The organism is Streptomyces sp. NPDC045021, from assembly GCF_056432645.1.
The window spans coordinates 279,781-300,075 of the sequence record NZ_JBWKIQ010000010.1 but is presented as its reverse complement, the minus strand read 5'-3'; the positions used below and the strand labels follow the sequence as shown (position 1 = coordinate 300,075).

The 20,295-nt window shown below is 67.9% G+C and carries 15 protein-coding genes and 6 pseudogenes; 12 read left to right on the top strand and 9 right to left on the bottom strand.

Features of this window, described 5'->3' with window-relative positions; genetic code table 11:
* The first annotated feature begins 25 nt into the window (after positions 1 to 25).
* Both AC07DC_RS28525 and AC07DC_RS28520 read left to right on the top strand, forming a co-directional pair.
* Positions 26 to 616 carry a TetR/AcrR family transcriptional regulator gene (locus AC07DC_RS28525; RefSeq protein ID WP_478917343.1) on the top strand — a complete coding sequence of 197 codons (591 nt, stop codon included), beginning with the start codon at positions 26 to 28 and terminating at the stop codon, positions 614 to 616.
* 296 nt (positions 617 to 912) lie between these two features.
* Positions 913 to 1,094: pseudogene (locus AC07DC_RS28520) on the top strand (alpha/beta fold hydrolase); the annotation flags it as partial.
* Positions 1,095 to 1,169: 75 nt separating this feature from the next.
* Here AC07DC_RS28520 and AC07DC_RS28515 read toward each other — a convergent pair.
* The 4 genes and pseudogenes from AC07DC_RS28515 to AC07DC_RS28500 form a co-directional block, all read right to left on the bottom strand.
* Positions 1,170 to 1,751, bottom strand: a pseudogene (locus AC07DC_RS28515) (alkaline phosphatase family protein); the annotation flags it as partial.
* Between the two features lie 638 nt (positions 1,752 to 2,389).
* On the bottom strand, positions 2,390 to 2,542 hold the full coding sequence (locus AC07DC_RS28510; RefSeq protein WP_478917342.1) for a hypothetical protein: 153 nt from the start codon (positions 2,540 to 2,542) through the stop codon (positions 2,390 to 2,392).
* A 258-nt stretch (positions 2,543 to 2,800) separates the two neighbouring features.
* Positions 2,801 to 4,042, bottom strand: a complete 1,242-nt coding sequence (locus tag AC07DC_RS28505) for a UDP-N-acetylglucosamine--N-acetylmuramyl-(pentapeptide) pyrophosphoryl-undecaprenol N-acetylglucosamine transferase (RefSeq protein WP_478917341.1) — start codon at positions 4,040 to 4,042, stop codon at positions 2,801 to 2,803.
* A gap of 368 nt (positions 4,043 to 4,410) precedes the next feature.
* Positions 4,411 to 4,989 carry a TetR/AcrR family transcriptional regulator gene (locus tag AC07DC_RS28500; protein ID WP_478917340.1) on the bottom strand — a complete coding sequence of 193 codons (579 nt, stop codon included), beginning with the start codon at positions 4,987 to 4,989 and terminating at the stop codon, positions 4,411 to 4,413.
* Positions 4,990 to 5,080: 91 nt separating this feature from the next.
* Between AC07DC_RS28500 and AC07DC_RS28495 the strand changes: the two genes are divergently transcribed.
* The 6 genes and pseudogenes from AC07DC_RS28495 (at position 5,081) to AC07DC_RS28470 (ending at position 7,906) form a co-directional block, all read left to right on the top strand.
* Positions 5,081 to 5,527: an anthrone oxygenase family protein gene (locus AC07DC_RS28495; protein WP_478917339.1), complete on the top strand. Its 447-nt coding sequence runs from the start codon at positions 5,081 to 5,083 to the stop codon at positions 5,525 to 5,527.
* Between the two features lie 182 nt (positions 5,528 to 5,709).
* Positions 5,710 to 6,060 carry an antibiotic biosynthesis monooxygenase family protein gene (locus AC07DC_RS28490; protein ID WP_478917338.1) on the top strand — a complete coding sequence of 117 codons (351 nt, stop codon included), beginning with the start codon at positions 5,710 to 5,712 and terminating at the stop codon, positions 6,058 to 6,060.
* A gap of 138 nt (positions 6,061 to 6,198) precedes the next feature.
* Entirely contained in the window at positions 6,199 to 6,585 is a 387-nt protein-coding gene (locus tag AC07DC_RS28485; protein WP_478917337.1) for a VOC family protein, read from the top strand.
* A gap of 43 nt (positions 6,586 to 6,628) precedes the next feature.
* Positions 6,629 to 6,944, top strand: a pseudogene (locus AC07DC_RS28480) (transposase); the annotation flags it as partial.
* Positions 6,944 to 7,147 (top strand): annotated as a pseudogene (locus tag AC07DC_RS28475) (anthrone oxygenase family protein); the annotation flags it as partial. The pseudogenes AC07DC_RS28480 and AC07DC_RS28475, both read left to right, overlap by 1 nt.
* Before the next feature lie 333 nt (positions 7,148 to 7,480).
* Positions 7,481 to 7,906 carry a DUF4267 domain-containing protein gene (locus AC07DC_RS28470; protein WP_478917335.1) on the top strand — a complete coding sequence of 142 codons (426 nt, stop codon included), beginning with the start codon at positions 7,481 to 7,483 and terminating at the stop codon, positions 7,904 to 7,906.
* A gap of 218 nt (positions 7,907 to 8,124) precedes the next feature.
* On the opposite strand, the gene AC07DC_RS28465 is transcribed toward AC07DC_RS28470, so the two are convergent.
* Positions 8,125 to 8,517, bottom strand: a complete 393-nt coding sequence (locus tag AC07DC_RS28465; RefSeq protein WP_478917334.1) for a winged helix-turn-helix transcriptional regulator — start codon at positions 8,515 to 8,517, stop codon at positions 8,125 to 8,127.
* A gap of 68 nt (positions 8,518 to 8,585) precedes the next feature.
* Here AC07DC_RS28465 and AC07DC_RS28460 point away from each other — a divergent pair, with 68 nt between their 5' ends.
* Positions 8,586 to 9,257 carry a nitroreductase family protein gene (locus AC07DC_RS28460; RefSeq protein ID WP_478917333.1) on the top strand — a complete coding sequence of 224 codons (672 nt, stop codon included), beginning with the start codon at positions 8,586 to 8,588 and terminating at the stop codon, positions 9,255 to 9,257.
* 69 nt (positions 9,258 to 9,326) lie between these two features.
* Positions 9,327 to 9,740 (top strand): annotated as a pseudogene (locus AC07DC_RS28455) (transposase family protein); the annotation flags it as partial.
* Positions 9,741 to 9,863: 123 nt separating this feature from the next.
* On the opposite strand, the pseudogene AC07DC_RS28450 reads toward AC07DC_RS28455, so the two are convergent.
* The 3 genes and pseudogenes from AC07DC_RS28450 to AC07DC_RS28440 form a co-directional block, all read right to left on the bottom strand.
* A pseudogene (locus AC07DC_RS28450) lies at positions 9,864 to 10,028 on the bottom strand (IS701 family transposase); the annotation flags it as partial.
* Positions 10,029 to 10,336: 308 nt separating this feature from the next.
* Positions 10,337 to 12,133: an RICIN domain-containing protein gene (locus AC07DC_RS28445; RefSeq protein ID WP_478917332.1), complete on the bottom strand. Its 1,797-nt coding sequence runs from the start codon at positions 12,131 to 12,133 to the stop codon at positions 10,337 to 10,339.
* Between the two features lie 301 nt (positions 12,134 to 12,434).
* Positions 12,435 to 14,012, bottom strand: coding sequence for a ricin-type beta-trefoil lectin domain protein (locus AC07DC_RS28440; RefSeq protein WP_478917331.1), 1,578 nt, complete (start codon positions 14,010 to 14,012; stop codon positions 12,435 to 12,437).
* 723 nt (positions 14,013 to 14,735) lie between these two features.
* Between AC07DC_RS28440 and AC07DC_RS28435 the strand changes: the two genes are divergently transcribed.
* Positions 14,736 to 16,298: an arabinofuranosidase catalytic domain-containing protein gene (locus tag AC07DC_RS28435; protein ID WP_478917330.1), complete on the top strand. Its 1,563-nt coding sequence runs from the start codon at positions 14,736 to 14,738 to the stop codon at positions 16,296 to 16,298.
* A 99-nt stretch (positions 16,299 to 16,397) separates the two neighbouring features.
* Positions 16,398 to 18,803, top strand: coding sequence for a ricin-type beta-trefoil lectin domain protein (locus AC07DC_RS28430; RefSeq protein WP_478917329.1), 2,406 nt, complete (start codon positions 16,398 to 16,400; stop codon positions 18,801 to 18,803).
* Positions 18,804 to 19,041: 238 nt separating this feature from the next.
* Here AC07DC_RS28430 and AC07DC_RS28425 read toward each other — a convergent pair whose 3' ends face one another.
* The gene (locus AC07DC_RS28425) at positions 19,042 to 20,130 is read right to left on the bottom strand and encodes a LacI family DNA-binding transcriptional regulator (protein WP_478917328.1); all 1,089 of its coding nucleotides are present in this window, start codon (positions 20,128 to 20,130) and stop codon (positions 19,042 to 19,044) included.
* Between the last annotated feature and the right edge of the window lie 165 nt (positions 20,131 to 20,295).

Here is a 20,295-nt window from a genome sequence, read left to right as displayed (position 1 = left end):
TCAATCCATTGGGTAGGCTGCGGGCATGACGGAGACGATGGGGCGCCGGGAGCGCAAGAAGGCCGCCACCCGCCAAGCTCTGACCGACGCGGCGCTGGCGCTGTTTCTCGAACGCGGATACGAGCAGGTCAGCGTCCGGGACATCGCCGAGGCAGCGGACGTGTCCACCACGACCCTGTTCAAGCACTTCAGCGGCAAGGAGGCACTGGTCTTCGATCAGGACGCCGGCCAGGAGACGGCCCTGGTCGCCGCCGTACGCGAACGGCCCCAGGGTTGGTCGATCCCAGCGGCGCTGCGCGACCACATCCTGCACGCCCGCATCCGGTCGAACTCCAAAGATCCCCGCTTCGTCCAGTTCGTCGAGCTTGTCGAGAGCACCCCCGTGTTGAGCGACTACCGCGACCGCATGTGGATGCGTCACCAGACCGCACTCGCCGGCGCCATCGCGGCGGACATCGGCGCTCCGCCGGACGATGTTGCGTGCGCAGCCCTGGCCCGCTTCGCCCTGGAAGCGCCGGGACTGGCCAGGGGCCGGGACGATCCCGAGGCCGCCATCACCCGCGCCTTCGACCTCCTTGAACACGGATGGGAAGCCGTCAGCCACCACCAGAGCTGACCCTCGCACGCTGCCGGCAGCTGCCGTACAGAACGGGCCGCGCTCGTTCAACATCCGCTCATGCCGCTGATCGCGAGCTGTTCGTGCCTTCGTATCTGCCTGCCGGCGTCCCGAATGGGCCTGCGCTCTTCGGTGTTCTGGCGGGCGAGGCAGTCGGCCCAGCCGCCCTGGGCGGTCGGCGGGTACCACGGGCGCCAGTCAGTTCGGTGGTGGATGCCACGGTAGACAGACACCGCCCCCGGCCACCGCTGGATCAGCATTCTCCCAGCTCAGCCCTTCCCTCCAGAAGAGCTACACCCATCGAGGGTTACGACGCAGGCACCTCGCCGCCGACGCCGAAGGGCTGCTCGACGCACTCGGCGAGCCCTCGGCAGCGGTGGTCGGCATCGACGCGGGCACCGCCCCCGCCGTCCTGCTCGCGCTGCGCCGACCCGGCCTCGTCCGGCGCCTGGTCGTATTCACCTCGCCGTACTCCAGGGCCTGCGAGCAGCAGGGCGACATGGGTGTCGTCCGCGCTGAAGCCACCGTGTTCGGCGATCTTCGTCGCGCCGGGCTTGGCGTAGACGGTCCCGGGCCGGGGAAGCACCATCACGTCAGGGGTCCTGGAGTCCTTGGCCGGGTTGCCGAACCAGCGGGTGATGTCCTTGCCGACCAGCACCCGGTCGATGCTGAGCTCGCCGGCGTGTGCGCGCAGCGCGGCGGCCGCGGCCTGGGCCTTGCTGTGGTCGGTGAGCCAGAGCAGGGCGACGTCGTCGGCGGTGGTCTGGGCGACGAGGCCGGGGGTGACGCCATTGACCACGGCCGTCAGCAGCTTCTTGTCGACCAGCTTCAAATTGGCCCGGTCGGTGGGCGACTGGCCGTGCTTGGCGGTGAGTACCACCTGGGTGCTGCGGTCCAGGCCACGGGCCGTGAGCCGGGCCAGCAGAGTGCCGATGGAGCGGTCGGTGTGCTCCAGGGCGTCGGCCAGTTCCGCGCTCGGAGCACGGCCGCCGTCGGTGTAGCCGCCCGCGGCGTCCTTCTGCGCGACGCTGACGGACTGGCTGACAGACGGCTCCCTACCCGTATACGGCGCCACCGCGACGGTGGACCCGGATGGAGCTCTCCACCTCACGCGCGGTTCGTGGCATACGACCATTCCGGCGGCCGTGTCGTCCGCCGGACCAGCCAGCTTCAACCCGACAGCCTGACGGGTGTCATCGCTGAACTCCGGTGCCCCGCCTGTGACGTGGGGCAAGTGACCTACCTCGATGACCTCGCCTTAGCCCTGCTCCCCGCACCTGTGGGGGATTGGCCTTGGGTGATGGACCTGTTGTGTCGTCAGTTTTGCTGTCTCCGTATGCGGAGGATGGACGGCTTCGGCTGAGGCCGGCGGCGCAATGCGGTGCGGACCGCTCCCGCTTGCGCGGGAAACAGCCGGGGGATCTTGTCCGGGGTGAATGCTCCCGAGCTAGGCAGGGTCTGTCTGTCCTGCGGCTATCGCAGCTTGGATCGCCCACCGCCGGGCGCTGCTCCAGCTCGCCTGCCGCGGGCTTTCCCGCCGCTGCGTACCGTCTCCCGCGCCTCGCTTTGGGCGTCTGCCGCCCGTTTGGCGAGCATGGCCAGCACCTCTACCGGTAGCCCTGCATCCCCAGCTGCTACCGCGGTTGCGCATTCTGGCTTGGCGCAGTGCACGGGTGAGGCTTCCAGTTGCAGGGCCGGATATTCCATGGCTTCGGGGGGCAGGTAGTGCACGCCGCAGATCACGCAGCAGTAAGCGGATCGCATCCCAGCCTCCTAGTCGACCGTGCCGTTGCCGTGGCAGGTGCCACACGGCGCCGTGTACTCGCGAGTCTTCGACACCTGGTTGCCCTGGTCATCGAGCTCCACCGTCACCGTGGTGTGGGTCGTCACCCGTTGGCCCTGGCAGCCCTGGCACGTCTCGCTCATGACACCACCATGGCACTGCACGGGCGGCAGCGCACTCGAACTGGTGACGCGTCGGGACACTTGGGCCGATGGTCGGTGCTCGCAAGTCCCGGGCTGACGGCAGGTGCGGAGCGTCCTGGTGGGCGGCTCGGTGCCGGCCACCTGGTGTGAGCCGGCCGACGACGCCGTTGCGGACATGCCTGGCCCTGCACCTCGACGGCCTCGACGTGGCCGACCCTTTCGGACAGGACGAGTGGGCATTCACTGCGTGCGTGGAGGTCATTGAGCGCGGTGCCTGGCGGCACCTCGCGTAGTTCCCCTACCGGCGGCGTCCAACACCACATCGACCAGCCGTTCGGCCGCGTCGGGGCGGCCGGCTGCACGGGCGCGTCCGGCCATGGCCGTGCGACGGTGAGAGTCCGCGAGCAGGGGTTCGACCGCGGCTTGCAGGGTGTCCGGTGTCGCTTCTCCGAGCAAGGCGATAGCGGCGCCGGTCTCCTGCAGATGGCGGGCGTTGTGCGCCTGCTCGTTGCCCGCGGAGGTGGCCAGCGGGATGAAGACGGCAGCTTTTCCGAGCGCGGTGAGTTCCGCGATGGTGCCCGCGCCGCTGCGGGAGATCACCACGTCGGCCAGCGCGAGAACGTCGGGCAGCTCCGCTCCGACGTAGCCGGTCAGCAGATAGCGCGCCGCCAGGTCAGCCGGCAGCGCGGCAGTGTGCTGCTGGAGGTCGGTGAGGTTGTCCGGGCCGCACTGATGCACCACGTTCGCCCGGTGCAGCAGCCAGGGCAGAACGTCACGGACCAGGGAGTTGATCTGCTGCGACCCTTGGGCGCCGCCGGTGACGTACACGGTCGGCAGACGGCGGACGAACCCGTGCAGGCCCAGAGCCTGAACGGCGTTGTCGGCCCGCCCGGTCAGGATCTCGGGCCGCACCGGGTTACCGGTGACGACCGCGGTGGCCCGGGCCGACTCGGGCAGCAGCTCCAAGGTGGATTCGGACGACACCGCCACGCAGGTCGCCCGACCGGCCAGCGACCGGTTGGCCAAGCCGAGCCGGACGGTCTGCTCATGCACCACCAGCGGGCAGTGACACATTCTCGCGGCCAGGCCGACCGGGACGGCAACGTAGCCGCCCGTGGCCAGCACCACGTCCGGCCGGAAACCGGTCAGGACCTTGCGGGCCTGCAATACACCGAGCGGCACCCGGCCCATGTCCTTGACGTTCGCCGGGGAGACCATCTTCAGCGGGTTGCTGCTGCGCCGGATCTTGCCCGTCGCGACCGACGCGAACCGGATGCCCTCAGCCGCGGCGACACGTTCTTCGAGACTTTCGGCTGTTCCGACCCACAAGACTTCCAACGTTCGGCCGGCAGCAGCGAGCCTGCTCTGTAGTGCCCGGACCGCGGTGAGTGCGGGATAGGTGTGCCCGCCCGTCCCACCACCGGTGACGATCAGGCGCAGATCCCTCGCGGGACCCACCGGAAGACGGCTGGAGTCGGTGCTCACAAGGCGGCTACCCATCTGATCAGGCCGACGGAGGCGGACATTGCGGACCATATCAGGCACCGTGCCCGGCGCTGGAGTTCACCCTTTCGGTGTGCTGGGGCACGGCACGTGCCTGCTCACGGTTCGAGAGTTTCGGTGGTTGTCTCGAATTCGGTGCGGGCTTCTTTGACGCGGCGTTGGGCGCGTACGGGTCGTGATCAATGAGCATCGCAGCTGCCGGGGCGGGTGCCCGTCTGGGGTAAGGGGCTTGTGATCTGCGGCTGCGCCGTGTGGACGCGAGTGACCGGAAGTGTTGCCGCAGGCAGGCAGGCAGGCAGGCAGGCAGGCAGGCAGGCGGCGGCGGGGCCCGAGGGCCCCGGCTGCGTGCCTGCCGGGATGGTGTGTCAGACGATGGCGAGCCGGTCCACCAACAGCTCCACCCTCGGCTCGGTCTCCTCCGGCGGCAGCCGTCCCGACCGGGTCAGGGTCGCCACACCGTGCAGGGACGCCCAGAACACCTCGGTGAACAGCCCCGGGGCGACGCCGTCCCCGGCGACCTCGTCGAGGCTCTCCAGCAGTGCGGCGAAAGCGTCCTTGAGAGGTTCCGGGGTTTCCTCCTGTGCGTACGCGAGGCCGCCGTCGAGCTGGAAGATGGCGTCGTAGACCGCCGGGTTGCGTTCGGCGAAGTCGAGGTAGGCACGGGCGAGGGCGTACACCCGGGCGCGCGGGCCGTCCGCGGCGGCGGTCGCGGCCCGCACCGCCGCGGCCAGCTCGGTGGCGCCCTGGAGGGCGACCGCGCCGATGATCTCGCGTTTGCCGCGGAAGTGGCTGTAGAGCACGGGCTGGCTGTATTCGATGCGCTCGGCGAGCCGGCGGGTGGTGACCGCGTCCCAGCCCTGCTGCTCGGCGAGTTCGCGGGCTGTGGCCACGATGAGGCGTTCGCGCTCCGCCCGTTCGCGCTCCTTGCGTTCCTGTACCGACATGATCCGATCCTAGCACTGCTAGACAAGCGAGCAATAGAAGTACTAGCGTTGCCTCATCAACTAGCAGCGCTAGATCCCAGGAGGGGTCATCATGCTCAACGCACTCGAGGTCGTCACTACCGTGGTCGTCGGTGTGATGGTGGGGGTGGAGTTCTCCGTTCTCTTCGTCATCAACCCGATCCTCAACGCCCTTCCCGAGGACAGTGGCCAACTCGGCCACGCCCACGGGGGCCGGATGCTCGGCGCCGTGATGCCGTTCTGGTACATCGGCTCGCTCGTCCTCGTCGCTGTCTGGGCCATCGCCGGATGGCATCACCACGGCACCGGCCTCGTCGTCACCGCCGGCGCGCTGCTGATCCTCAGCGTGATCATGTCGCTCCTGCTGCTCGTCCCGATCAACAACCGGAACAAGACGTGGACCCCCGATAACCGACCCGAGGACTGGAAGGAGCAGTTGAACCGCTGGCTCCGCTTCCACTACGTCCGCGTCGCCGTCATCATCGCCGCCTTCGCCCTGCTGGTCGCCGCCCTCACCTGAGCCCGCGGGCTCACCCGCCCGGTCGTCGGCCGCAACCGCTCGGCCGTGCGCCCGAAGTGTGGCACCGCCACCTCCATCTACATCCAGGACCCGGACACCAACACCCTCGAACTCCGCTGGTATCCGCAGGACGCGGGCGCCGGCGACACCCCACGGACCGATAGCGAGAGGAAGTGCCGACAATGGCCAAGCTGCAGAGTCTCGACCCGAATACGCCGATGTTCGCGCAGTTCAAGGAGAAGACCGGGCCCATCGTCCTGGCCAACACCTTCGTCGTTCCAAAGGAGAGGACTGAAGCGTTCCTGGCCCTCTTTCGGAGGCAGGCGGAGTTCATGAAGGCTCAGCCGGGATTCGTCTCCCTGCAGATGCACAAGGGAACGGCGGACAGTCAACTTCTGATGAACGTCGCGGTCTGGGAGTCGACCGAGGCGCTCGCCACGGCGTTCGGCAGCCCGAAGTTCCAGCACATGGCGGCCGAGTTCCCCGACGACATCGTGTCGTACCCGCACATCTTCGAGCAGATCGACGTATGACGTAGCAGCTGTAGCCGGGGGAGGGCATCCGGAGAAGCCCTGTCCCCCCGGGCAGTCACGCATCCATGCACCGTGCCGGGTCGCCAAGGCCGCCGAGCACCCCACCCTGCGTAGCCCCGTCCCTGAAGAGGAGCCACTATGACCGTGGAACTGAATCACACGATCGTCCCCGCCCGTGACCCGCAAGCCTCGGCGCAGTTCCTGGCCGAAATCCTCGGCCTGAGTGTCGATCCGCCGGTGGCGCACTTCACGCCGGTCACGCTGGCCAACCAGGTCAGCCTGGACTACGACCAACTGGACGACTTCGAGCCACACCACTACGCGTTCATGCTCGGCGAGCAGGAGTTCGACGCCGCCCTCGCCCGCATCCATCACGGCGGAATCACCCACTACGGCGATCCCGCATGCCAAGAAATTGGGAAGATCTATCACAGCAAGCACACCGAAGGCCGCAGGGGCACCTACTTCCGCGACGCCGACGGACATCTCATGGAACTCCTCACCCCGGGTGGCACCGGGTTGTGAGGCCGATGGCGGCTCAGCGGATCATGGCTTCGCCGGTGGCGGGATCGCGTTCGTCGTCGCGACCGACGCGGTGACGTGCGCGGACGGTCCGGTGACGTCACCGCTCGACCTGACGCTGCTGCCCGAACACCGACGGGGGCACGGCGGGCCGTACGGCGATCTCCACCGGGGGCTGCATCGACGTCGACCGGCTGCCTGTGCTGCTGGTCGGGCTGGCACTGCCGCGCTCTCCGGCCGGCCGGCTGGTCCTGTCCGTCGACATGTCACTGTGGCTGCGCTCGGAGCCGCCGTGCTCGGCAGAGCGGCTCTTCTGTCACGTCCACGGGCGTAACGGGCGCTCCAGCGACCAGTTCATCCCGGCCTCGTCGTCACCGCCGGCGCGCTGCTGCCCGGCGTGATCATGTCGATCCTGCTGCTGGTCCCGATCAACGACCGGGGCAAGACGTCGACCCCTGACAACCGGCCCGCCGGCTGGAAGCGGCGGATGAACCGCTGGGACCGCCTCCACTACGTCCGCGTCGCCGTCATCATCGCCTCCTTCGACCAGCCGGTCGCCCCCCTCACCCGATACAAAAGCCGCCGCGACATGCACCGATTCGCCCCGTTGTGTCGACGGGTTTCGCCCCGTCGGGGTGGGCCCGACGGGGCTTCGGATTACTGACCCCGCGGGCCGACGCGGCGCCGGTGGCGCGCACAATCCCCAATCCCCGGGCGGCAATTGGCCACCGAAATCCCGACATCCGCGAATGCAGCTGCCGCTCAAAACCCACAACGGCGATCCCGACAAACTACGCCCCTGGATCAGCCGCGTCCGCGCGGCCTGATCAGGCCCCACACGACTCAGCAAGCTCCACGAAGCTCACCAAGCTGACGAAGACTCGCAAGGAGAAGAACAATGTCGCTGAAGAAGATCAACACCTTCCTGGCCGCCGCCTTCATCCTCTTCATCCTCTGGTTCGGGACGGAGTTCATCCTGAGCCCGCAGACGACGGCACCGGGCTTCGGCCTGCCGAGCTGGCCGTCCGGCGACGGCGACGGCTTCCTGATCATCAAGGGAATCCGCGACGTCGTCTTGGCCCTGGTCCTGGGCATCCTGCTGGTGACGGGCCACCGCCGGGCGCTGGGCTGGGTGCTGCTGGTGGAGGCCCTCGCCGCGTACGGCGACATGACCACCGTGCTGGCCCACCACGGCTCCGTGGCCACCGCGCTCGGCGTCCACTGCCTGACCGCGACACTGATGGTGGTCAACGGCCTGCTGATAATGCGCGAGACCCGCAAGGCCGCGGCCGCTCCGGCAACGCCCGCCCCGCAGCCCGCCTAACGCCACCTTGGCGCGTGTCGGTATTCGCCTGTCAGCGCCTGCCGGGAAAAGTGAGGCGCACGATCTTCCTCCAGTGGGCGGCGGCCCGGTCCGGTTTCGTACTCGGTCGCCTGTTCGGCGGTCGCGCCGACATGAGAAGACCGACCGTGTGATCCCCGTCTTCCTGCTGGAGCCCGCGCGCGAGTAGTGTCACTGCCTCGTGCGTTTGGAGGAGCAGATCACCGGGTTGGGGTTTCGGCGGTGACGCGGGCCCGGGCCGCTTCGATCTCGTTGATGTGGGCTTCCGTCCATTGCCGGAGCGCGGTGATGGGCTCAGCAAGGCTCTGGCCGAGCTTGGTCAGGTCGTACTCGACCCGGGGCGGGATGGTCGGGTGCACCGTGCGGGTGATGAAGCCGTCAGCTTCTAGGCTGCGCAGTGTCTGGGTGAGCATCTTCTGCGAGACGCCCTCGATCCGTCGGCTCAAGTCGGTGTAGCGCATGGTGCCTTCGAGGAGGGCATCGACGACCAGGATCGTCCATTTGCCGGCGATGTGGTCGAGGACCTGGCGCGTCGGGCATTTCGCGGAGTAGGCGTCGGCCGGTAGTCCGGAGGATGTCACCACGGTCTTCATGCCGGGAGAGTAGCGCACCAAAAGGTGCCCTCTTCCCTATGGAGAGTCCCTCTCCAATAGTGAGTGTCATGACGAATCACATGCTCTCTGTCGCGGACGCGATCCGCACGCGCCGCACGGTGCGCCACTATCAGCCCGATCCGATCCCGGAAGCCGTCCTGGCATCGTTGCTCGAACTCGCCGTCGAAGCGCCTACCAGCTGGAATCTGCAGGACCGGTCGATCGTCGTGGTCGCCAGCGACGAGGGCCGCGAAAGGCTCGCCTGGGCCACCGGTGGACAGCCGCAGCCGCAGGAAGCTCCCCTCGTGCTGGTCTTCGTCGCGGAGCTGCAGTCCTGGCGTGACGACCACAGCGACATCTACGACCGGGCCCGGCGCGACGGAGCATGGAACGACGACTTCATCGCCATGTTCTCCGCGGCATCAACAACGTTCCAGGAAGACCTCGGAAGGCGCGGCCTGCTCCGCGAGTACGCGGTCAAGGACGCAATGATCGCGGCCTCGTTCGTAATGCTCGCCGCGACCGAGATGGGCCTGGCAACGTCGCCGATGAACGGCTGGGACGAGGACAAGGTGAAGAAGGTGATCGGGATCGACGACCGCGACGACCTGGCCATCGCACTGCTGGTGTCCGTCGGCTATCCGGCGGAGGAGCGGCGCCATCCCGGCCGACGTCCCCTGGAACGCAACGTCTTCTACGAACGGCACACTGCACAACAGAGCACCGCGCGCCAGGAATAGGGATCGTGCCCAACTCCGCTTCCGGGGACGGCAAGCAGGGTGTCAAGGATCGCCCTGTGAAGAAATGACCTGGACACCCTGCCGGCTGCCTTGTACGTGAAGATTGACGACGACCTGGGGTCGGACCGGTGGATGGGCAGACCACCCCGGTTGACAGACTCCGAACTCGTCTGCCTGGCGGTCGCACAGGCACTGCTCGGCTTCACCTTCGAGGCACGCTGGCTGCGCCACACGCACGCACACCAGGCCTCGATGTTCCCCTACCTGCCCCAGCAGTCCGGCTGCAACAAGCGGCTACGGGCCGCGTTGCCACTGGTCAAGAAAGCGATACGAATGCTCGCCGTCGATACGGACTTCTGGTTCGACAACCACTGGATCGTGGATTCCACGTCCGTTTCCCGCGGCATGTCACGGCCAACAGTGATGCGATCTGACCTGGCCGGCTGGGCCGGATACGGTCACTGCGCCTCTCAGTCCCGCTTCGTCTAGTAGTGCTTTGTTAGGTGGTGTCGAAGGGCTGCCATGGGATGGTCTGTTGGCAGGCGGGGCAGATGCCGTTCCAGGTGGCGATGAGGTGTTGGAGGAGGTCCAGGGCCTGGTCGAGCGTCAGGCCCTGGCAAGGGCTTTTGGGCTCGTCCGCTGTTCGGTGAGGAACAATTGCGCGGCGGTGACGAGGGTGACGTGCCGGTGCCGGCCGGTGAACGAGCGGCCCTCGAAGTGGTCCAGGCCCAGGCAGGTTTTGAGCTCTCGGTAGTCGTGCTCGATCCGCCAGGGACATCCCTTCGAGATCGCCGTCTCCGCGCCCCGACGCAGGGGGCACGCCTTTGGAACTGCACGTGGGCTGACTGCCCGGCAGATCCGGGGCTGCCGCGCGCGGCCGGGGGAGGGCCGTTCGCGGACCATCGCCGTGCGGGCGACGGGCGGGAGCCGTGCCCTCCCGCTGCGGCTTGTGATCTCCGCAGCGGGAGGGCACGGCCGCTCTTGGCGCGCGGCGGCCTCCCCATCCAGGCTGATCGGCCGCGTCGTGCCCCCTTGGATCAGCGATGACGGGCGACCGCCGTGTCGGGTCAGGTTGTGGGCTACCCGAGGGTCCAGTGCTGGTTGCTGCCGCCGTTGCAGGTCCACAGCTCAGCCAGGGCACCGTTGGCGGTGCTCGCTCCGGTCACGTCCAGACAGAGCCCCGAAAGGGCGCTGGTAACTGTGCCGTCGGGATTGATGTTCCACTGCTGGTTCGTCTGGCCGTTACAGGACCAGATGATGACCTTGGTGCCGGGACTGGTGCCCCGGCTGTTCGCGTCCAGGCACATCTGGCTCGTGCCGCCGTAGACGGTCAGCTGGTTCGAAGACGTGCGCGTGAAGGTCTGGTTGGACCCGCCCGAGCAGCCCCATATCTGCAGCTGCGTGCCCGCCGTGGTGGACGCGTTCGGTACGTCCAAGCACTTGCCCGCGCCCACCGCGTGCAGTGCCCCGCTGGTTCCTCCGCCCGTCGAACCGGCCGGAGTCACGTAGACCGCGAAGGCGTCGTGCGCGGCCTGGAACGTGACAGGCACCGTGACGGAACCGGCCGAGGCGCTCAGGTTCTGGTTGTAGACCACCTGCGGGGCGCTGAGCGGGGCCTGGTCCGGAATGCGTTCGACGGTGACGTTGACGCTGTCGTTGTTCGCCAGCCAGGGCACCGACCCCAGGCCGTTGAAGGTGACCGAGGCGGCGCCGGTGTAGCCGTTGCTGTCGCCTATCACGGCCACCGCCCGCTTGGCCACGCTGTCCTCCGAAGCGGAGATCGCCGTCGAGCCAACCTGGCCCGAGGTGTTGACGAGGGTCCCGGTCATGTCCGCGTAAGTGCGCAGGGCCCACCAGTTGCCGTTGGGCTGCCACATCCCGTTGACCTGAGTGAGAACCCCGGTCAGGTTCGGGGTCAGGCAGCACGACCAGTTGCCGCGCATGGCATTGGTGTACCCGGACTGGGCGAACCGCGCGAGGTACCAGGCGGTCACCCCGGCGGTCTGCCGGTCCGCGGGCTGGTACTCGTTCGCCGACAGCGGCCGTGCGGGGATGCCGTTGGCCGACAGCGCGTTGTTGAGCGCCTGCGACACCGTGACCGGATCGTCGACGTCCCCCTCGTCGTGATTGGTGATCATGTCCGGTACGGTTCCCGCCGCTTTGACATGGGCCAGCCACGTGCTCCACTCACCGGGATTGCTCTGCGGAGTGAAGGCGAGCGACGGGCCGACGATCTTGGCGTTGGGGGCGACGCGGCGGATCTCCCGGTAGGCGGTGTCCCACATCTGGAAGTACTGAGGGCTGTTCATACCTCGGGTCCAGAACACCGAGATATCCGGCTCGTTGTAGATGTCGTAGGTGAAGGGGAGGCCCGTCGCCTGCAGCGCGCTCACGGTCGAGTCGACGAAGCTGATCCAGTTGGAGCAGTTGCCGTTGTCGCAGGGATACATCTCGTTAGAGGGCTGGCCGCCGTTGTTGCCGTAGAGGTCGCTGAGTATCACCTGGTACTGAGCGTGGTACGGCGGTTGGGTCAGCCTCCGGGCTTGTGCGGTGATCGAGTCGATGTCGGCCTGAGTGGCGGAGCCGTACCGGTACCCGTCCTTGATCCAGCCACCGGAGAACCAGCCGCCACCCCGGAAGGCGTTGATCCCCAGCGGCTGCAGATACTGGTCCGCCGGCTGACTGCCGTCCTGAGTGATGCCGTAGAGGAAGCCCTCCCCAACGCCGGTCGACGGCCCGCGGGTGGAGCTCAGATCTACGCTCAGCGACTCTCCCGCGGCCGCATGACCCGCACTGGGCATCACCAGTAGGGCTGCCAGCCCTAACGCGGCGGCGGCGGCCGTCACCAAGCGTCCCGGCCTGGTTCTTTTCCTCATCAACTTCCTCCTCTGGCTTGGCGTCACTGCACTGTGACGCGACGAGACGGTGGATTCCGCCGGCTCGTGCGACCGTGGAGCTGGTAAATCGAACCGATTCACCGGAATCGGTTCGACCGGATATTACGACTGGGAACCACTGCGGTCAATGAGGTGTAAACGAATCCAGGTCCCGCGCGTGATGAACTGGTCGAATCGATTCTCGTGCCGCTGCTGAGGCTCCGGTGCAGCGCGTCTGCGCGTCCCGTCAGGACGACCGTGCCGGGGGTTCCATCGAGCCCCCGGCACGACGTCTTCCTCGCTACTGCCGGTTCCACCTCTGGTTGGTGCCGCCGTTGCAGGTCCACAACTCGGCGAGGGCGCCGTTGGCGGTAGAGGCGCCGGTCACGTCGAGGCACAGGCCGGACTGGACGCCGGTCACGGTGCCGTCACTGTTGAGGTTCCACTGCTGGTTGGCACCGCCGGTGCAGTCCCAGATCTCGACCTCGGTGCCCGGGGAGGTCCCGAAGCCTGCGGCGTCCAGACACTTGCTTCCGTAGACCCGCAGCTCCTTGGCGGAGGTGAGGTTCCACTGCTGGTTGGCGCCGCTGTTGCAGTCCCAGATCTCGGTCTGTACGCCGTTGGCGGTACTCGCACCCGGCACGTCCAGGCAGCGATTGGAGCCGACGCCGCGCAGCACGTTGCCGTTCCCGGTGCCACCACCGCCACCGGGGTTGGTGCCGGTGCCCCAGCCCCACTGGAGCCGGTCGAGGCCGGACTGGTTGGTGACGGTCACCGAGAGACTGGTGCCGCTGCCCTTCAAGGTGGTGATCGCGCAGGAGGCGTTCTCGCAAGGTCCTGGACCCTGGGTCTGGTTGGTCTCCTTGACTCCGGTCCACAGGACAGAGCCCATGTTCAGACTGCGTACGGTGTCAGTGATGGCGTAGAGGTACGACAGGTCGTTGTTGCCGTCCTTGGGGCCGTTGTAGTTGACGCCGGTGTTCATGGGGACGCCGAACTCGGTCAGCACGGCGCGGTCGGAATAGCCGCACAGAGCGCCGGTGAAGTCTTTGACCCAGTCGGCCTCGGTGGTGTGGGAGTCACCGAACATGCCGTAGATGTGAATCGACAGCAGAGTGCCGGACAGCCGGGAGTCGGCGCCGACGGCGCACAGATTCGTGTCGCTCCACAGACCGGGGACGATCACGTGACCACGGGGCAGACCGGGGTAGCGCGCCAGCCAGCCCGCCTCGAAATTGGTCAGGTCGGTGGCGCTGTAGGCGTAGGGTTCGTTCATGATGTCGAAGTAGAAGTTGCTCTTCGCACCGTATTTGTTGATCATCGTGTCCCACATCCGGTTGAAGGACGCGGTGTCACTGACCTTTCCGCCCTGCAGCCATGGCGCGACGATGACGTTCATGCCCAGCGCGGAAGCTGCGTCCAGCGACGCGGTGTAGCTGCCCCACCAGGCCCCCGAGGTGGTCGCCGCGTTGAATCCCATGCGGACGGTGTTGGCGCCCAAGCTCTGGAAGCCCTTGAGGATGGCCGTGGACTTCGTGTACGTCGTCGTGTAGTCGTCCGACGTCGACAAGCCCACGGGGATGTTGGGGCCGGTGATGAAGTTGTCGTTGGGATCGGCCCAGTTCACGCCGTGGAACTGGCTGGTGGCCGACGCCGCCGCGGCGGCCTGTGCCGGCGAATCGGCCCGCGCCGTGCCGGCAGTCAGCAGTCCCAGCAGCGCCAGAGCCATGGCCACCGAGCCGGCGATCAGGTGCCGGGCGGTACGGAGGCGGCTGCGGCCGGCGGCCGGCCGGCTCTCGGAGCCGGCGGGAGGACTGCCCCGCCCACCCGTGTCTGGACGTGCCCGGCGGCGAAGCAGGCGTGTTGTCGTGCTGTCCACGCAGTCTCCTTGCGTAGTGGGGGAGAGCGCCAGCTGTCTGTTAGCGCTCACAACAGGCGACGGGTCTCCGCCGTGGTGAAAGGCTGGCCCGGCGGCGGCAGCAGCGTCCTCCTCTCCGTGCACGCTGTCAACACCAGCCCGGCCGCGAGGTTTTGGCGACGGGCGGTCGCTCCGCGGACCGGTTGAGAGAACGCTCTGTTGCCGACGCAATCCGGTACGTGCACGTCTCTTGAGGATGTGTCACTGCTTGTGCCAGTCTCATGTGGACCGATCGTGGGCAGATGATCGGTGATACGTCCTGTACATGTTCCCCCCATTCGTGAATGTGAGCGCTCACTCCCGCTAGAAGCGATCACATTCCCCTTGTCAGGAGTGTCTCGTGCAGCCAGGAATGGCCCGCGCCTCCCCGGGCTGACCCCTGAATGGGCAGTTCAATGCCGTAATCGCGAGGTAAGCGGTGATCGGTTTCGTTTGGGATGCCGACAGTCCAACCGGCCCTCTGTGGCTTCGGGAGCCCATTGGCGAAGGCATCACTGTGGGCACGATGAGTCTGACTCATCGTGACGCGTGGTCTGCTCATCTCGGGGGAGACACGCGTCCGCATCCGACTCCCGCCACCACCGCCCTGCTGAACGCCGTACGCGGACCCCTGCCAGGCGTTCAGCCTCCCCCGCCCGGTCTTCTCGGGCACTCTCCACGGTTGGCTTCGCAAAGGAGCCCGATATGCCCCTGCTATTCGCCACGGTCCGCCACACCAGGCCGATCGCGGTGCTGATGCTTGTGCTGGCAGTGGTGGCGGCCGTGTTCGGAGGCCAGGCCGCGGCCGGCGCTCCGGCGGCGGCCACTCCCGCCGTCCACCGCGCCGGTCCGGCCGCGCCCACCGTCTATGGCGCTCTCCCAGCCGCGCCTGCCGCCACCGTCTCGCTGCCCTGCGACATCTACGCGGCCGGCGGCACGCCCTGCATCGGTGCCCACTCCACCACCCGGGCGCTGTTCGCGGCGTACAACGGGCCGCTCTACCAGATCCAGCGCGACTCGGACCACGCCTCGCGCGACATCGGCCTGCTGTCGGCCGGCGGATACGCCGACGGCGCCTCCCAGGTCTCCTTCTGCGCGGGCACCTCGTGCACCATCACCAAGATCTACGACCAGTCCGCCCGCCGCAACGACCTGCCCATCTCCTCGGGCGGGTACTGGCCCGGTCCCGGACCCAACGGCTCGGACATCGGCGCCAACGCCATGGCCCTGCCGGTCACCGCCGGCGGCCACCAGGTCTTCGGCGTCAAGGTGACCCCCGGCGCGGGCTACCGCATCGACCATGCCAACGGTGCCCCCACCGGCTCCCAGCCCGAGGGCATCTACATGGTCACCTCTTCCAACTACACCAACCAGTGGTGCTGCTTCGACTACGGCAGCGGCGAGAACACCCACACCGACACCGGCAACGCGACTATGAACGCCATCTACTGGGGCAACGCCTGCTGGTTCGGCGGCTGCACCGGCACCGGCCCCTGGGTCGAGGCCGACCTGGAGAACGGCATGTTCCACACCGGGACCGGCTCCAACAAGGACCCCACCAACCAGGGCGTCCACTTCCCCTTCGTCAGCGTGTGGGAGAAGAACAACGGCACCAGTAACTTCACCCTCAAGTACGGCAACGCCGCCAGTGGCGGACTGACCACTCCGTATTCGGGACCCTTGCCGAACGGCTACTCGCCCATGAAGACCGACAGTTCCCTCCTGCTCGGCACCGGCGGCGACAACAGCCCTTCGGGCCAAGGCGAGTTCTTCGAAGGGGCGATCACCGCCGGCTACCCCTCGGACGCCACCGAGAACGCCGTACAGGCCAGCATCACCGCCGTCGCGTACGGCACCTCGTCCAGTGGGACGAGCACGGGCGCCCTGCGGGCGGTGGGTGCGGGCAAGTGTCTTGACGTTCCGAACGCGTCGACCACAGCGGGCACCCAGCTCCAGATCTGGGACTGCTGGAGCGGCACTCAGCAGGTCTGGACGCACACGGTCTCCAACAAGCTGACGGTCTACTCGGGCGCTACGCGAATGTGCCTGGACGCCTACAACCACCAGACCACCGCCGGCACCAAGGTGGTGACCTGGCCCTGCAACGGGCAGACCAACCAGCAGTGGAACCTCAACGCGAACGGCACTGTCACCGGCGTTCAGTCAGGGCTGTGCCTGGACGTCTCGGGCGCCTCCACCGCCAGCGGTGCCCTGGTCGAACTGTGGACCTGCAACGGCGGATCCAACCAGCAGTGGAACCTGAACTGACCTCACCGATGTTCGGGCCCAGTCCTGCCAGAAAGGCGGATGCCTGCCAGGGAGTCCAGTCCTGCCAGGTATCCGCTGTCTCCCCCAAGAAAGCAGACCATGACCTCCTTTCCTTTCGCGCGCCCCGCACGGGGCCGGCGGGCGAGAGCGGCTCTCACCGCCGCTTTGACCCTCGGCGCCGTCCTGGCCGCGCCGGCCGTGGTCTCGCAGGCCGCGACCATGACCACCTTGTACGCCTCCCCGAGCGGGAGCGGCACCGCCTGCTCGGCGTCCCAGCCGTGCTCCCTCGCCCAGGCCAAGTCCTCGGTGGAGGCCGTGAACGGCAGTATGAGCGGCGACATCGTCGTCCAGCTGGCCGGCGGCACGTACCGGATGGCGGCCCCGCTGGCCCTCGGCGCCGCCGACTCGGGCAGCAACGGCCACAGCGTGATCTGGCAGGCCGCGCCCGGTCAGAGCCCGGTGCTGTCGGGTGGGCAGCAGCTGACCGGATGGTCGCTGTACGACCAGGGGGCGAACATCTACGCCTCACCGATCCCCACCGGCGCCGATGCGCGACAGTTGTACGTCGACGGCGCGCTCGCGCCGCGGGCCTCGATCACCGTCTCGCGCAGCGATCTCAAGGTGACCACCAGCGGGATGACCATCGTGAACCCGGCGCTGAACTACCTGGCGACGCTGCCCCAGCAGAACCGCATCGAGTTGGAGAGCCAGAACTCCTTCACCGACCGGTTCACCCCGGTGCAGAGCATCAGCGGTACCACCGTCACGATGCAGCAGCCCGCATGGCAGAACAACAACTGGGGCTACGACACGGTCGCCAGCCCCTTCGCCGGGGGACAACTGCTGCTGGAGAACTCCTACGCGTTCCTGAAGGCCGCCGGGCAGTGGTATATCGACCCGCAAGCAGGCCGGGCCTACTACAAGGCTCCCGCCGGCTGGAACCCCGCCGCCCATGACATCGAACTGCCGCGGCTTTCCTCACTGCTGCAGATCGGCGGCAGCTACAGCAGTCCCGCCCATGACCTCGCCTTCCAGGGCATCGGTTTCCAGCACACCACCTGGCTGGGCCCGAGCACCTCGATCGGTTACGCCGACCAGCAGAGCGGCGCCTTCCTGCCCCGTGCCTTCGCCCAGCCGTCGGACTACCTGACCTCGTGTCAGTCGGGCTGCCCGCTGTTCGAGGCGGCGCGCAACAGCTGGAACCAGGTCCCGGCCGCCGTGCAGGTCTCGGCGGCCAACCACGTGGCGTTCACCGGCGACCTCTTCGCCCATCTCGGCCAGGTCGCGCTCGGCATCGGTAATGACGCCAACGCCCATGCCTCCGGCATCGGTCTGGGCGCCTCCGACGTCACCGTCTCCGGCAGCACGTTCACCGACGACTCCGGTTCCGGCATCGTCATCGGCGGTGTGCAACCCGACGCCCATCATCCGTCCGTTCCGGCGATGACCAACCAGAACATCACCGTCCAGGGCAACCTGGTCAACGGCGTCGCCGAGGACTACAAGGACATGGCCGGCATCCTGTCGACCTATGTCAACCACGCCGTCATCGCCCACAACGAGGTGGCCAACCTCGCCTACGACGGCATCGACGTCGGCTGGGGCTGGGGCGCCAACGACCCCGGCGGCAGCCAGGACTACCGCAACCGCGGGCTGTACAACTACCAGCCGGTCTACTCCACCCCGACCACCTTGAAGAACACCGTGGTCAGCTACAACCGCGTGCACGGGACCAAGAAGGTCTTCCACGACGGCGGCAGCATCTACAACCTGTCCGCCAACCCCGGCACGAGCATCGACCACAACTACATCTACGACAATCAGCACACCGTAGGCCTCTACCTGGACGAGGGGTCGCGCTCTGTGACCCTCAGCAACAACGTGCTTCAGGACAGCGGCGTATGGGCCTTCACCAATGCCAGCTCCACCAACAACACCAACGACAGCACGTTCTCCTACAACTGGTACAACTCCGGCTCCGCCAACGTCGCCACCGGATCCCCGCACAACAACGTCTTGACCGGCAACGTCCAGGTGTCCGGCACCAGTTGGCCGTCGGGCGCGCAGCAGGTCATCGACCAGGCCGGTGTGCCGAGCAGCGGCGGCGGCACCAGCGGGGCGCTGCGCGCGGTGGGCGCGGGCAAGTGCCTCGACGTGCCGGGCGGGTCCACCACGGCGGGCACGCAGCTGCAGATATGGGACTGCTGGGGCGGGTCCAACCAGTTGTTCACGCACACTGCCGCCGGGCAGCTCACGGTCTACAGCGGCAGCGGTCAGTTGTGTCTCGACGCCGACCATCAGGGAACCACCCCGGGGACCAAGGTCATTACCTGGGCGTGCAACGGAGCGGTCAACCAGCGGTGGAACGTCAACGCCGACGGCACCGTCACCGGCGTGCAGTCCGGGCTGTGCCTGGATGTATCCGGCGCCGCGACGGCCAACGGCACCCTCGTGGAGCTGTGGACCTGCACCGGCGGCGGAAACCAGCGGTGGACCCTCGGATGATCCACATCTGTCCACAGCAGCAACCCGAGGAGGACACCATGGGTTGTTCGCCGACCCCGGCGTAGCGGGACCCGCGTCCCGGCGGCGGCCCTGGAGAGTCCTGGCCGCGTGCTTCGCGGCGGCTGTACTGGCGTCGCTCGTGGGCGCACTGGCGTCGTCGACCCCTGCCGCGGCAGCGGCCCAGCTGTCCCTCTGGCGCCACCGACAACGCTGTGCAGGCCAACATCACCGCGGCCGACTACCGCTGAGCGGGTCGGTTGGGCGATTTGGACGCCGAGGCGTGGCCGTCCCTCCGGGCGGCCACGCCACCGGCGCGGTGGGACGGGGCGGCGCCGGTGCTGGAGCGGAGGGAGATGGGAGGGGCGAGCAGGATGTGCCGCGGCGGTGTGGCGGGCGCGGCGATGCGTTCGATCAGCAGGGACACGGCCTTCTCGCCCATGTCGAGTGCGGGCACGTCGGCGGCGGTGAGAGGGGGACGGAAGTCCTCGGCCCATAGCCGGGCCGCCACACCGGTGATCGAGAAGTCGTACGGCACGGTCAGTGCCGCGTCGGCCAGCGCCCGCTGGATGCCTGGCAGGGCAGCCTCGTTGATGGTGGTGACGGCCGTGAGGTCCGGATGGGCGCGCAGGAGTTCCTCGATGCATTCCTGCCCGGAGCGGGCGTCGTCCCCGCAGGTGACTTCGACACCCGTGATGCCGCGCTCGTCGACGGCCGCCGTGAATCCCTCGCGGGCGCGGAGGGCGGGACCGTAGCCCGCCGCGACGAGTTCCGGTGAACGACTGATCAGTGCCACCGTGCGGTGGCCCAGATCGGCCAGGTGCTGGACCGTATGGCGGATGAGGCCGGCGTAGTCGACATCGATCCAGCACATCGCCTCGTCCCCGGCCGTGTGCCCGATGCCGACGAATGGCAGGCCCGCGTGCCGGAGCCGGCCCACCCGGGCGTCCTCCAGCCGGATCTCCATGAGGATCACGCCGTCGACGCGGCTCTCCGAGACCAGCCGTTCGAAGGAACGGTCGTGATCGCCGCCCGAGGGGGAGAGCAGCACATCCAGGTCGGCACGGGCCGCCGCGTCGACGACGCTGGCGACGAAATCGAGTTGCATGTGGGTGAGCCGGTTGCCCGCCGGGGGGATCACCAGGCCGACGGTGCGGGTCCGCCCTTCCTTGAGCGCCCGCGCGGTCGCGTTGGGCCGGTATCCCAGCTCGTCGATCACGCCCTGGATCCGTTTGCGGGTGTCGGCCGCGACGGGACGCTTGCCGCTGAGCGCATACGACACCGTGCTGCGCGACACACCCGCTCGTCGCGCGATCTCGCCGATGTTCATGCCGCTCCTTAGGTACATCCGCAGACGCGATCATACCCGCTGCGAATCGGTTCGGAGGCTGTAGCGGCCATGTCGTCGGAGGACGAGTGGGGCCGGCTCCGCCGGCGCGTGGTCCCCATCAGGGAAACAGGGAGTGCAGCGGTATTGACGGGCAGGGAGACGGGT

Excerpts from the sequence above, each read along its gene's own strand:
- AC07DC_RS28525 (WP_478917343.1), top strand. The coding sequence starts at position 26 with ATGACGGAGACGATGGGGCGCCGGGAGCGCAAGAAGGCCGCCACCCGC.
- AC07DC_RS28510 (WP_478917342.1), bottom strand. The coding sequence starts at position 2,542 with ATGAGCGAGACGTGCCAGGGCTGCCAGGGCCAACGGGTGACGACCCAC.
- AC07DC_RS28505 (WP_478917341.1), bottom strand. The coding sequence starts at position 4,042 with ATGGGTAGCCGCCTTGTGAGCACCGACTCCAGCCGTCTTCCGGTGGGT.
- AC07DC_RS28500 (WP_478917340.1), bottom strand. The coding sequence starts at position 4,989 with ATGTCGGTACAGGAACGCAAGGAGCGCGAACGGGCGGAGCGCGAACGC.
- AC07DC_RS28495 (WP_478917339.1), top strand. The coding sequence starts at position 5,081 with ATGCTCAACGCACTCGAGGTCGTCACTACCGTGGTCGTCGGTGTGATG.
- AC07DC_RS28490 (WP_478917338.1), top strand. The coding sequence starts at position 5,710 with ATGGCCAAGCTGCAGAGTCTCGACCCGAATACGCCGATGTTCGCGCAG.
- AC07DC_RS28485 (WP_478917337.1), top strand. The coding sequence starts at position 6,199 with ATGACCGTGGAACTGAATCACACGATCGTCCCCGCCCGTGACCCGCAA.
- AC07DC_RS28470 (WP_478917335.1), top strand. The coding sequence starts at position 7,481 with ATGTCGCTGAAGAAGATCAACACCTTCCTGGCCGCCGCCTTCATCCTC.
- AC07DC_RS28465 (WP_478917334.1), bottom strand. The coding sequence starts at position 8,517 with ATGAAGACCGTGGTGACATCCTCCGGACTACCGGCCGACGCCTACTCC.
- AC07DC_RS28460 (WP_478917333.1), top strand. The coding sequence starts at position 8,586 with ATGACGAATCACATGCTCTCTGTCGCGGACGCGATCCGCACGCGCCGC.
- AC07DC_RS28445 (WP_478917332.1), bottom strand. The coding sequence starts at position 12,133 with ATGAGGAAAAGAACCAGGCCGGGACGCTTGGTGACGGCCGCCGCCGCC.
- AC07DC_RS28435 (WP_478917330.1), top strand. The coding sequence starts at position 14,736 with ATGCCCCTGCTATTCGCCACGGTCCGCCACACCAGGCCGATCGCGGTG.
- AC07DC_RS28430 (WP_478917329.1), top strand. The coding sequence starts at position 16,398 with ATGACCTCCTTTCCTTTCGCGCGCCCCGCACGGGGCCGGCGGGCGAGA.
- AC07DC_RS28425 (WP_478917328.1), bottom strand. The coding sequence starts at position 20,130 with ATGAACATCGGCGAGATCGCGCGACGAGCGGGTGTGTCGCGCAGCACG.